Source organism: Paenibacillus yonginensis, assembly GCF_001685395.1.
Classification (GTDB): domain Bacteria; phylum Bacillota; class Bacilli; order Paenibacillales; family Paenibacillaceae; genus Fontibacillus; species Fontibacillus yonginensis.
Genome location: NZ_CP014167.1, coordinates 3,455,416 through 3,467,787 on the forward strand (window position 1 = coordinate 3,455,416; position 12,372 = coordinate 3,467,787).

At 52.2% G+C, this 12,372-nt stretch carries 9 protein-coding genes; 1 reads left to right on the top strand and 8 read right to left on the bottom strand.

Annotated features, from left to right (window positions below; all coding sequences use genetic code 11):
• Positions 1 to 37 precede the first annotated feature (37 nt).
• From AWM70_RS15700 to AWM70_RS15735, 8 genes are all read right to left on the bottom strand, one after another.
• A complete protein-coding gene (locus AWM70_RS15700; protein ID WP_151208767.1) occupies positions 38 to 502 on the bottom strand; it encodes a hypothetical protein in 465 nt (154 codons plus the stop codon).
• 32 nt (positions 503 to 534) lie between these two features.
• A complete protein-coding gene (locus AWM70_RS15705) occupies positions 535 to 1,032 on the bottom strand; it encodes a hypothetical protein (RefSeq protein WP_068697972.1) in 498 nt (165 codons plus the stop codon).
• A gap of 240 nt (positions 1,033 to 1,272) precedes the next feature.
• A complete protein-coding gene (gene lacZ, locus AWM70_RS15710; RefSeq protein ID WP_068697974.1) occupies positions 1,273 to 4,386 on the bottom strand; it encodes a beta-galactosidase, LacZ type in 3,114 nt (1,037 codons plus the stop codon).
• A 61-nt stretch (positions 4,387 to 4,447) separates the two neighbouring features.
• Positions 4,448 to 5,272, bottom strand: coding sequence for a carbohydrate ABC transporter permease (locus AWM70_RS15715; protein WP_068697976.1), 825 nt, complete (start codon positions 5,270 to 5,272; stop codon positions 4,448 to 4,450).
• Entirely contained in the window at positions 5,269 to 6,159 is an 891-nt protein-coding gene (locus AWM70_RS15720) for a carbohydrate ABC transporter permease (RefSeq protein WP_068697978.1), read from the bottom strand. The genes AWM70_RS15715 and AWM70_RS15720 overlap by 4 nt, the downstream gene beginning before the upstream one ends.
• 149 nt (positions 6,160 to 6,308) lie before the next feature.
• On the bottom strand, positions 6,309 to 7,601 hold the full coding sequence (locus tag AWM70_RS15725) for an extracellular solute-binding protein (RefSeq protein ID WP_068697980.1): 1,293 nt from the start codon (positions 7,599 to 7,601) through the stop codon (positions 6,309 to 6,311).
• 235 nt (positions 7,602 to 7,836) lie between these two features.
• Positions 7,837 to 9,624: a cache domain-containing sensor histidine kinase gene (locus AWM70_RS15730; protein ID WP_068697982.1), complete on the bottom strand. Its 1,788-nt coding sequence runs from the start codon at positions 9,622 to 9,624 to the stop codon at positions 7,837 to 7,839.
• 2 nt (positions 9,625 to 9,626) lie between these two features.
• Positions 9,627 to 11,231 (bottom strand): response regulator transcription factor, encoded by a 1,605-nt coding sequence (locus AWM70_RS15735; protein WP_083180349.1) that lies wholly within the window; start codon positions 11,229 to 11,231, stop codon positions 9,627 to 9,629.
• A gap of 258 nt (positions 11,232 to 11,489) precedes the next feature.
• On the opposite strand from AWM70_RS15735, the gene AWM70_RS15740 reads away from it, so the two are divergent.
• On the top strand, positions 11,490 to 12,350 hold the full coding sequence (locus AWM70_RS15740) for a carbon-nitrogen hydrolase family protein (RefSeq protein ID WP_068697984.1): 861 nt from the start codon (positions 11,490 to 11,492) through the stop codon (positions 12,348 to 12,350).
• Positions 12,351 to 12,372 lie beyond the last annotated feature (22 nt).

Below are 12,372 nucleotides of genomic sequence, written 5' to 3' on the forward strand. Positions count from 1 at the left end.
CAGAAGAATATAAACCGGCAGCCAAATCCGCGTAAAATCAAATCCATTTAAAAAATTTCTTCTCGGTCATCGTGATTTGATTGGCCGTTGCCCACTGCTCCAGATCCTTGAAGGCCTCATTCGCGTCCTCCACGAAACGAAAGCCCAAAGCCAGCGGAACAAGCCTGCGGCCCTTGGGTTTGATCCCGATCAACCTTCTGGAGAAGCCATTCACCATAATCTCCTCGATTTGAGAGGCCTCCAGCGTGCGTCCATATAAGGACAGTGAATGTCTGGTGATCAGCAGCTCGCCCGGTTTCTTGAATACTCTCACTATAGCGAGCACCGTCAAAACCAGGCAATAAATCAACACCAGAATAGCTGCGTAAAACAGCAGGCCTTCATCCGTCGCATAAGCCCTTCTCACCAAATCGGCCACTACTATGACCGCAAGCACCATCACGATTAGTGATTCGGTGCCTGTAGCTGTTTTTATTTTGTAGGTTTCCCCTGACTCCGCCATATTCGCCCCCATCTGTCTACATCCCCCGACGTTTACATCCACCGGAAAAATCTTTTGTTAATTATCCGTATCCCCTGGTTCTTCGCCCAATCGTCCAGTTCATCCAAGGACTGCACATGGGCTTCCGTAAATCGAAAAACCAGCCTGCCCGGCGTGATCCGCTTCCCTCGCGGTTTCACGGCGATACTTGGCAGAAAATACTCGTCTACCATTATACAATGAATTTGTTCGGGATACAGCTTTAACCCGTCCACAACGAGGTATTCATCCCCGATCGTCAGCTGTCCCCGCTTGAAATAACGAAGGATCGAAACGACTAACTGAATGAGAGCGGCGGTGAAGCAGACCGCAAATAATCCGATGAAAATGAAATACCCCTGTCTTCCAGGATGTCTCAAATGAGCTTGAACCTCCTGATACATGGAGAATCCCAGAATAACCATCAGAAATAAGCTGGTGAATATCGGTTTGACGCCCCAAAAATGTGTAATCGCATAAGTCTTTGGCTGCTTTAGGCTTCGAGTATCCATGCTTGTTCCCCCTTCCTTTGCTTTCTATGCTTCCGTCTGCCCTTAAAACATTTCAGAGCTTTATCCCGTAAACCATTTATTCTCTATTTCTATTTATAGGATGAAATATCCTTTAATTTCAAAATATAGGCACGCATTCAATTTAATCTTCCCTTACCCCTCCTCCGCCCAAGTCATAAAAAAATACCCTAAAGGATAGGGTATTTTTCACTATTATCTGGTTAAAAAAAGCGAAACCTTTCAATCATGCCTGTGAAATTCAAGCGTGAATTCAAACTCCAGCTTCTGATCGGAAGGAATCCGGTATTCCGGATGTACAGGCGCTCCCCAGCTGTCGTCGCCGCCGACGCCCATTTGCCGCCCGGCTATCGTAACCACCGTATAATGAACAGGCGGAAGCTCGTAAGCGTGGGCAGCCTGCTCCAGTTCAAAAGCGGTGTAAGGCGACACCCTAGCTTCAAAAGGAGCGGAAGGAGCGGCCTTCACCTGCAAACCGCAGCCCTCTTCATCCGTTACTCGAAGGAGGCGGACGCCCGTACGATTGCCTGATTCCTGCGGCACCAGGTAAGGCGTCACAAGTTCAGCAGCCGTCCGGCGGAACCAGCCCAGCCGCGCCCCGAAGCTGCGGTCCGCGTAGTTCTCTTCCGGGCCCTGGGCGAACCATTCCGTTTGACTGTAGTCGGCATTCATTTTGAACGACCAGGCCACCATCGGCAGGTCCGGCAGCCCTTCGGCGCCTTGATAAGAGGCCTTCACGCGGATGCTTCCATCGCCGAATACGGTATAGGCCGTAGTGAAGCGGAGGTCCGGATGAATACTGAATCCGTATTCAAACGTTACGGTAGCGCTGCTGCTGTCCTCACGGGACAGCATTACGGACAAGCACCGGCGGGCCAGGCTGGCCGCATGCCAGACTCCAGCCTGGTACCCTAGTGCCGCTCCTTTGTCATTGTCCGTTGTGGCCCGCCAGAACAGCGGAGCCGGCGGCGTTTCGATCATCTCCCGCCCCTGATATCGGAGCGACACCAGCGAGCCCGCGCCTTTGGAGAACAAAGCGGTAAACCCGTCGCCGCTAACGCCGATGTTCACGTCGCCTTCGACGACTTGAACAGGGGCGTTCTTCCGGTCAGTGCCGCCTTTAGAGCGGGCTTCCCTTTCAGGTGCCGGAACGGCTCCCGCTTCCCCCGTATGCTCTGCGGTGAAGATCAGCTGGCCAAAGCTGATCTCAAATCCGGCTTCCGCCCACGGCGCCGCTTCCTTTAAATGAAGCGAAGCCTGCATGCAATATTCGCCAGGGACCAGCCGTTCAAGCTGACCGCCCCAATCCGGCTTCACCGTATCCTCCTGCCCCGGCTCGACTTGAATCTCCTGCTGCCCGCCAGCAACCTCGCGGCCTTCACATTGCAAGCTCCAGCGCAGCACGTAAGCGTCCGTATTTTCAAACAGCTGCTCATTCACAACCCGGATGCCGTCCGGAGACGGCAGCAGCTTGATATTCTGATACAGGAATTTGACCTCCTGCATCTTCGGGGTCAAGGTCCGGTCGGCAAAGACAACGCCGTTGCCGCAGAAGCTATAATCCGTAGGACGGTCCCCGAAATCGCCGCCATAAGCGAGAAACTCCTGTCCGCAGCGGTTCTTTTTTACCAGAGCCTGGTCGATGTAATCCCAGATAAAACCGCCCTGATACATTTCATATTTCTGCTCCAGCTCCGTATATTTATGCATCCCTCCTATGGAATTGCCCATAGCATGCATATATTCGCAGCTGATGTACGGCTTGGACGGGTTGCTGTTCAAATAAGCTTCAATGTCGGCAGGTTTGGCATACATCCGGCTCTCCATGTCGCTGGTCGCGTCATAATCGCGGTTATGGAACACGCCTTCGTAGTGGACAAGACGTCCCGGATCCTTGGCGCGGAAATAATTTGATACATTCAAAATAACCTCTCCGGCATAAGATTCGTTGCCGCAGGACCAGATCAGGATGGACGGATGGTTCTTATCCCGTTCCAGCATCGAAACAGCGCGGTCCATCACGATGTCCTGCCACTCCGGCCGGTTGCCGGGAATGTTCCAGGAAGGCTCGACGGCCCCCAGCTTCTGCCAAGAGCCATGGCTTTCCAGATTCATTTCGTCGATCACATACAGTCCATATTCGTCGCATAGCTCATACCAGAGCGTCTGGTTCGGATAATGCGAAGTGCGCACGGCGTTGATGTTGTTCTGTTTCATGACCTTGATGTCCCAGAGCATATCCTCCCGGGTAATGCTCCGACCGCGGCGGCAGTTGAACTCATGACGGTTCACGCCCTTGAAGACGATCCTCTTGCCGTTCAGGGTCATGATCTTATCCTTCATTTCGAACCGCCGGAAGCCTACCTTCTGTACAATCGCTTCCACCGTCTCACCGGCTTCATTCAACACGGAGATGCACAGCTTATACAAATAGGGGCGTTCGGCGCTCCATAGCTGGACCTTGCCGGCAGGAAGCTTTACTGCAAGCTGACCATCTGCAAAAGCCGCAGTTTCTGTCAGCAGGACCGCCCCTTCCGCATCCTTAAGCTCAAGTCGGGCCGAAGCACCGCTTCCGGAAGCGGATGCGGCCGCCTTCAATCTCAACTCGGCATGCAAAGTTCCCTCTGTATAAGCGTCATCCAGCTCGGTCCGCACCCCTAAATCCTGCACATGAAGCTCCGGAATCGTGTAAAGATAGACCTCCCGGAAAATGCCGGAGAATCGCCAGAAATCCTGGTCCTCGAGCCAGCTCCCGGTGCTGCGCTGGTACACCTCCACGGCCAGCTTGTTGCTTCCTTCCTGCAGATAAGGCGTCAGCTCAAATTCGGAAGGGGTAAAGCTGTCTTCGCTGTAGCCGACGAACTGGCCGTTGAGCCATACATAGAAGGCGGATTCCACACCTTGAAAAGAAATATACACCGGCTGCCGCTTAAACCCGTCCGGCAGCTCAAACGTTCTCACGTAGCTGCCAACCGGATTCTGCTCCTGCGGAATTTGCGGCGGCCTTACACCGTCCAGTCCGTCCCAGGGATACATCGTGTTCACGTATTGCGGGCTGCCGAAGCCCTGCAGCTGAATATGGCCCGGAACCTGAATATCGCTCCAGCCTTCCGTGCTGAAATCGCTGCGGTAGAACAGCTCGGGCCTCGATGCCGCATTCACCGCATAGTTAAACTTCCAGGTGCCGTTCAGGCTGTGGCGCAGGGTCATAGCCGCACCAGCCTCGGCCTCCTCCATCTTCCGGTAATAACGGTGATCCGAATGGGCGTCAATGCGGTTGACCTTGTAGACAGCCGGGTCGCTTAGCCAGCTAAGCTGGGCTTGTTGTTCTGACATGGATTAACACTCCTTGTGGACGTTATACAGATGGTCTTTTTACGATGAATATTAAGAACAGTTATTTCACAGAACCCGTCATACCGGCGACAAAATGCTTCTGCATCAGGAAGAACACCAGCGCCGTCGGCAGCGTCGAAATGACAATAGCTACCATGATCATCCCATAGTCCGGCGAATAACTCGAGCCAAGATTGGAAATGAGCAGCGGAATCGTGCGCTTCTCCGGCGACTGCAGGACGACGAGCGGCCATAAATAGTTGTTCCAGCTCGACATGAACGTAATGATCGCACCGGCCGCATAAGTTGTCTTCATCGTCGGCAGATACACGCGGAAGAACAAGCCAAGCTCGCTCAGTCCGTCAATCCGCCCTGCTTCCAGCAGCTCTTTTGGGAACATTTTGGTGCTTTGGCGGAAGAAAAAGATCAGGAAGGCCGTCGTGAAGGTTGGCAGAATAACCGAAGCTACCGTATCGACGCCGATAAAAGGAACACTCCCGGAGAACTGTGCAAACATCCGGTACAAAGGCACCATAAGGGATGCAAAGGGAATCATCATGGACAGGAGCAAAATGTTGAATACGATATCTTTCGCTCTGCTCCGGTAAATCTCAAAGCCATATCCGGCCAGGGAGGCCACCAGCAGCGCCAGCACCGTCGTAATAACGGCAATCCGGCCTGAATTCCAAAGCGCCTGACCCAGATTGATCTGCTCGGTTAAATGCTGGAAATTCCGGATCAGCTGCGCACCTGGAAGCAGGCGGCCATTGGATACATCTTTGGACAGATTCGTCGAGCTGACGAGAATCCAAAGGAACGGAAAGATGGAAACGGCAGCTGCCAGGCTCAGAAACACGTACATCCAGAAACGTTTGAATTTGGTCATTTTCTGTCACCTGCCACTTTAAACTGGATGATGGACAGCAGCACGATCAGGATAACGATCGTATAGGACACGGTTGCCGCATACCCAAAGTCCGGCGTGTATTTAAACGACAAATTATAGATATATTGCGAAATGGACATGGTCGCATTGCCGGGACCGCCCTTCGTGATGTTCATAACCTCGTCGAACAGCTGCAGCGTACCAATCGTTGACGTGATGGAAGTAAACAGAATGATGGGCTTTAGCAGCGGAATCGTGATCGAACGGAACTGGCGGAAGGCGGAGGCCCCGTCAATCCGGGCGGCTTCGTAAATGGAGCTGTCGATATTTTGCAGGCCCGAAAGATAAAAGATCATGTTATAGCCGGTCCAGCGCCAGGTGATGGCGATAATGATGGTGATCTTAGCCCAGAACGGATCGGTGATCCATTGAATCGGCGCGGAAATCAGGTGCATGTTGGTCAAAGCCAGATTCACCAGCCCGTCGGTGCCAAACATATATTTGAACACGACCGAATAAGCAACCAGAGAGGTCACGCTCGGCAGGAAGATGGCAGTACGGAAAAATCCCTTGAATTTCAGCTTGCTGTCATTCAGCAGCACGGAAATAAAAATGGACAACAAAATCATGATCGGCACCTGGATAACCAGGAAGATGCATGTATTTTTTAAGGCGGTGATAAAAACCTTGTCGGTGAACAACCGTTTATAGTTGTCTATCCCGTTGAAATGAATATTGGCGCCCGTTCCCGTCTTGAACGACAATAACAGCGCCTGGATCATCGGATAGAAATAAAACGTACAGATTAAAACAACCGCAACAATGATAAACAGCCAGCCGGTCAAAGCGCCGTTAGGGCGGCGGCGAACTGCGGATTCGCTTTTCATGACATGGGCCCCTCCTCTCTCTTCCATAACAGTCTGTCGGAAATCTCTCTCTTGCGGTGTGCAGCGGGGAAAGATGAGACTTTTGAGAAACGGCATACCGCCCTGCAGGAGGACGGTATGCCGGTTTCAAGGACGAATCAAGCTTAAGCTTAGTGCAGCTGGCTTTCAGCCTGGGCCTGCGCATCGGCAAGCACTTTATCCAGATCCTGGCCGTTCAGGTAATTCTGCATTTCGCTGACCAGAATATCTTCGATGGCATACGTGTTCATGCCGTAGTTGACTCTCGGAATTTGCTGCGTCCATTTGTTGAAGTCCTCAACCGTCTTCTGACCGCCGAAGAAATCGTCGCTTTCCTTGTAGGCTTCGCCTTCGCCGGCTGCTTTAAGAGTTCCGATGACGCCTACATTTTTAAGCATGTCTTGGTAAAGCGCTACATCAGAGCCCATCGTCTTCTGTAGAAATTCCGCCGCTTTCTCCTTGCCTGGAATATTTAACACATACCAGGAGCTGCCGCCGATGTTCGTTGCGTTGACAGAGCTTGAAGTATTCTTCAGCTTAGGCATCGGTACAATTGCCCATTTACCGGATTGGGAAGCCTCCGCCTTCACGGATGGCGTAATCCAGTTGCCTGTCGGAACGGAGGCCACATCGCCGCTGTTGAAGCCGGCCAGGAATTGGCTCCAGTCCGAAGTAATCTTGACGGTATCGGATTCCATCAAAGCCTTATAGGTTTGGAAGGCGTCCTTCAAAGCCGCATTGTCTTTCAAATCCGGCGTGCTGCCGTCTTCCTTCGTGTACCAGGAGCCGGCGGACTGGATCATCATCCGGATTAGCCCGAGGTCGTTCGGGTCCTGAGTCAGCATGTCATGCCCGGTTTTTGCTTTGACGTCCTTGGCGATCTCGATATAGCGGTCCCAGTCGATATTCGTCAAATCAGCCGCCTTGTATCCGGCCTCCTGCAGATAATCTGTGCGGACATACAGGCCCGCTACGCCGGAGTCGAACGGAACGCCGTATTGTTTGCCGTCCAGACTGCTGGAGGCGATTTTGTAATCGGCGAAATCCCCCGGCTTAATCACGCTGGACAGATCATAGAAGGCGTCAGGATACGCTTTCAAAAAGCTCTGCGCACGGTAATCCTCAATCAGCACAATGTTCGGAAGCCCGTTAGTCGTACCGGAGTTAAGGCCGGTGTTCAGCTTCTGAATAATATCGTCCTGCGCGTATTCGATGACATTGATTTTTTGGTCAGGGTCGGTTTTGGCATACGCTTCAACCGCAAGCTTCATGGCTGCAATATTGAAGTTTGGATCCCAGGCCCAAACTGAAATTTCCTGGCCGGAATCGCCTCCGCTGCCTCCGGATGCCGAATTGTCCGACTTGCTGGAGCAGGCCGTCAGCAGCAGAAAGGTGGCGAGCAGAAGAACAAATGCTTTTTTCACTTTGAAATCCCCCTTGTTAATGAAAGTTCCTTGTTGATGAAACTCCTACGTTGTTGACTGCGCCATCCGCTGAAAGCGCTTGCTGTTCTGGATTTATCTTAGCACCCCGCCAAAAGGAGACGTTAGGAATATATCTATCGGGATTTGCGATTTTATTGGATTATGCAAGCGCATTCATTTCGGCGGTTTGCACTTTTTTTGGCTGCTGGCATTTTTTTTTGGATTTACTTGTTTATTAGCCGCTCAACGTTTCGTCCTGAACCTCCCAAGGGATTCTAAGTCTTATGCGGGTTCCTTCTCCCGGCTTGCTTTCGATGGAAACGCCGTAATTCTCACCGTACAGCAGCAGAATCCGTTCATGTACATTCCTTACGCCTATTCCGTTGAACATCTGCCGTTTGTTCCTGGAATTAGGCAGCTTGTTAGAGCCCGGTTCCAGATCCATGCCGTCCCCGTTATCAATCACTTCACACAGCAGCGCATGGTCTTCCCTCGAAATCATGACATAGATATAGCCGGTATTCCGGTCCTTAAAGCCGTGGAAGAAGGCGTTCTCCACAAACGGCTGAAGGATCAGCTTCGGCAGCTTGGCTTTCATGCAATCCGGCGCAATAAAAAAATCCACCTGAATGCCGGTCCCGTAACGGACCTGGTTTATGAAGACGTAATGCTTCAGGTTCACCAGCTCCTCTTCCACCGTAATCGTCTCGGATACGTTGCTGATCGTGTTCTGAAGCAGGGAGATCAGCGCATGGATCGTCTCTGTCGCTTTCTCTTTATTGCCGCGCTGCACCAGAATATTGACTGAAGCCAGCGTATTATAGAGGAAATGCGGGTTGATCTGCCGCTGTAAAGCCGCAAGCTCCGCATTGCGTTGCTCCTTCTGCGTCTTGACGAGCTGGCTGATATAATCGTTTAATTCATCAAGCATATAGTTGAAGGCCGCGCCCAGCTCCTTGGTTTCGTAGCTTCCGCCTATCGTAATGTAGTTATGAAAATTCCGTTTGGTCACGCTGGACATCTGTCTGACCAGGAGCCGCAGCGAACGGGTGACCTGGCGGATGATGATAAACAGAATCAGCAGGGAAGCTGCAACAATAGCCGCTCCGGTTACAACGATTTGTTTGACGGGAAACAGCTTCGCCAGCGCCATCTTCTTGTCGATCAAGTTAACGATATAGAAATCATAAGTAGGCAGGTTATCCGCCAGTACGATATCGTTAACTCCTCTGCTGTTCACTGTTGTATAGGCGAGGCCCCGCTCCTCTATGGCCGCCGCGCTTCGGAGCAGCTCTTCCGACCGTTCCCCGATCCGGTCTTCCAGATTGCTGGAGACGATCTGACCCTTCTGGTCCAGAATGACAACGTCATTGCCGGCGCTTGTGAAATTCGCATAGAACTGGCGGAAGTCCGGCTCACGGATCATCATAAACAGAACCCCGTAAATCTCTTTGGTAGACGGTGTTCGGAGTGCCTTGGAGGCAATAATCAGCGGTTGGCCGTCCGTCTCCTCGCTGCCTCTGAAATAACGGTAGGACAGCTTCTCCGGATGTTGGATCGTCTCCTCGTACAGCACGCTGTCTCTTAATTCTTCGGTTGTGCCTGTCCAATAAGCGCGGTTGTTAAAATAACTTCTGCCGTTTATGCCAAGCACGGCAACGGCGACTTCCTTCAGATCCAGGCTGCTCTGGATATGCTTCATCTGCTCGGTCATCCGGTACACGGACTGTGCATTGGTTAACGAGTCCTGGTCCCCTTCCGTCAGGAAGGTCTTGACGGTAAAGCTCTGCGCTACTTCATTAGAGACAGTAACGATGCCATAGTTGAAATCTTCGAAGCTGTTCTTGATCTGGGTAATCACCTTGGAGTTGGTAATGCTGAACGTGTTCATGAACAAATTCTGCGCCACCTGCACCATGATTAAAGAAGTGACAAGTGCGACGGTAATGGTACTGACGACCATCACGATAAAAATTTTCCCAAACAGGGTCTGCTGGGAGAAACGCATCCATGTCCGTTTCATTGTTATAGATGTCCTTCCATGAATTGTTTGCGGTATTGGCTTGGAGACAGCCCTTTCTGCTTGCGGAATACTTTGGTGAAATAGCTGTGCTCGGAATACCCGACCTGGCTGCTGATGTCGGAAATCGGCATATCCCCCCGCCTTAACAGCTCACAAGCCTGTTCAATCCGTACCTTGTTCAGATATTCGCTGAAACCTTCTTTATTATGGGTGGCGAAATAATTGGATAAATAAGACGGGTTGAAATGAAAATGATGGGCAATCTCCGTCAGCGTCAGCGGTTCTGCGTAATGCTCCTGGATGTATTCCAGAATCCGCTGGACCGCCGGACTGCCTGCTGGACGAGCCCGCTGCAGGATACACTCTTCCGCTTCCGCGAGGAAAGCTTCGATCAGCCTGGACGCTTCATGAATATCAGCCGATTCGTGAATGCTGCGGAAATATTCGTATTTCCGGTCCTCCAGCCTGCGGGCCTCATACTGAAAGCGAAGCAGCGCAAGTATAATGTTGAAGACGCAGTGCCCCATCCAAGATTTAAATTCATACATCCCGATGTCCAGCCTGCCGGGGACCGCTGCCAGATAACCGCGCAGCCGGGTAAATGCGGCCTGGAATTCCTGCCCGTTCAGCTCCCGGCTAAATGCTTCGCCATCAAAAGCCAGGGAATCCAGCGGCTTAACGGTCCGCTCCCCGGCCACAAACACCTGTTCACCCGGGAGGAAAAACCGTTTCTCCAGCAAAACCGGGATTTGCTCGGCAGCCTCGTGAAGTGCTTCCAGCTCGCGAAAAGGGGCACTGAGCGCAGCGGCTGCAGGCAGCCCCTCGAGTTCGCAGCTCTTCACCAGCTGCTGCAGCACCTCCGCTGCCGGGCCTGCCGAGCCCTCTGGGCCGAAGAAACGTTCATCGGCATTCCATAACCACCGGAGGCGGCCATCCTCCTGACTTAACGGACGAAACTCCAAAGGGAGATTTCCTCTTCGGATCAGCGATTCCAGCAAGGCTTCAGCCGCATGCTGGAACTCCTCGGACGAACGTTCGGCTTGACTGCCCAACCGCTCCATGCTCAGTAAAGCAAAAGAAGACCGGCCAAAGGCGCTCAGCATCCGTTCGCGTACAGAATCGTTATCGAGCGGATAACCGGACACCAGCTTATCAAGAGCTGCTTCAAGCCATCGGCCTTCGGCCCCCGGCTGTTCGGCTTCCTGGAGTCCGGGTATGGTGCTGGCCACTTTTTTTAATAGACCAAGCAGCTCTCCCGCATCCAGCTTGGGTTTAAGAATATAATCCGAGGCGCCGCTTTGAAAGGTCGAACGAACGAACTCAAATTCGCTGAAGCTGCTGAGCACCACGATTTTGACTTCCGGATGCCGGCTCTGGATCTGGCGGGCCAGCTCTTCCCCATCCATTACAGGCATAACGATGTCCATGAGCAGAATATGGGGCTGCAGCAGGCCGATTTGCTCCAAGGCCTCCTTTCCGTTGGAAGCTTCGCCAATGATCGTAAAACCTTCGCTCTCCCAGTCAAACAGATGTTTGATGCCCTGGCGTACCAGCATTTCATCATCTACAATCAACACTTTGCAATAAGAATTCAAAGTCGTATTCATCGCTCGCAATCCCGCTTTCTGTATTCAAATTCTTGCAACCGCTTTATTCTCTTTTTGTTTTATTATATCTCGGATTTAAGCGCAAACCTGAAGAACTGCCGAATGGCTCCTGTTTTTCTGGCCGGTCAGTACCTTTTGAATACCTGGTTACCCGCAGGTCAGTACTTGAAATAGGACCCCATTCCCCTCATAATGACGGTATTATGCCAGCCGCAGGATAAAGCAACCCTGCCCTTCTGCGGGCTTAAGGAGGTCTATATGAAACTGAGAGTTTCTGCTGTTCAATACCATCTGCACACCATCCATTCTTTCGATGAATTCGCTGAGCAAGCTGAACATTATATAAAAACCGCCGCAGAATTCGGTACTGAATTTATCTTGTTCCCCGAATTCCTGACGACTCAATTGCTGTCCATCGGTAATGGACAAGGACAAGCGCTGGAAATCGGCGACCTGCCGGATTTCACCGGGCCTTACCGCGAGCTGTTCAGCAGGCTGGCTGCCCGCGAGAACATGCATATTATCGCCGGTACCCACGTCATCCGCAGAAACGGCAAGCTGTACAATACAGCCCACCTCTTCTATCCTGATGGCCGCGTTGGCGAACAAGCCAAGCTGCATATCACACCAACCGAAGTTGACGAGTGGAACATTACTCCGGGTGAAGGGCTGGAAATTTTCGAGACGGAGAAAGGCAAAATAGCCGTGCTCACCTGCTATGATATCGAGTTCCCCGAAATTGTCCGTATGGCACGCGCCAAAGGAGCTAATGTGATCTTCAGTCCGTCCTGCACAGACGACCGTCACGGCTTCTACCGGGTCCGATATACCAGCCACGCCCGGGCCGTAGAGAACGAAGTCTATGTCGTTTCTACCGGGACGGTCGGTGCGCTTCAGACGGTGGACTTCATGCGCGCCAATTTCGGCCAGGCCGCGGTTATTACGCCGAACGACATTCCGTTCCCGCCGCGCGGCATCCTTGCTGAAGGCGAAATCAACCAGGATATGATCGTGACGGCCGACCTCGATCTGGATCTGCTCGAGCAGGTCCGCAAGAAAGGCTCCGTCAGCACCTGGCGTGACCGCCGGACCGATCTTTATCCGGATTGGAAGGCTTGAGGGATGAAGCCGGATATGCAGA

Bases quoted from the DNA above. Each gene is read 5' to 3' on its own strand.
- AWM70_RS15705 (WP_068697972.1), bottom strand. From the start codon at position 1,032: ATGGATACTCGAAGCCTAAAGCAGCCAAAGACTTATGCGATTACACAT.
- lacZ (WP_068697974.1), bottom strand. From the start codon at position 4,386: ATGTCAGAACAACAAGCCCAGCTTAGCTGGCTAAGCGACCCGGCTGTC.
- AWM70_RS15715 (WP_068697976.1), bottom strand. From the start codon at position 5,272: ATGACCAAATTCAAACGTTTCTGGATGTACGTGTTTCTGAGCCTGGCA.
- AWM70_RS15735 (WP_083180349.1), bottom strand. From the start codon at position 11,231: ATGAATACGACTTTGAATTCTTATTGCAAAGTGTTGATTGTAGATGAT.
- AWM70_RS15730 (WP_068697982.1), bottom strand. From the start codon at position 9,624: ATGAAACGGACATGGATGCGTTTCTCCCAGCAGACCCTGTTTGGGAAA.
- AWM70_RS15700 (WP_151208767.1), bottom strand. From the start codon at position 502: ATGGCGGAGTCAGGGGAAACCTACAAAATAAAAACAGCTACAGGCACC.
- AWM70_RS15720 (WP_068697978.1), bottom strand. From the start codon at position 6,159: ATGAAAAGCGAATCCGCAGTTCGCCGCCGCCCTAACGGCGCTTTGACC.
- AWM70_RS15740 (WP_068697984.1), top strand. From the start codon at position 11,490: ATGAAACTGAGAGTTTCTGCTGTTCAATACCATCTGCACACCATCCAT.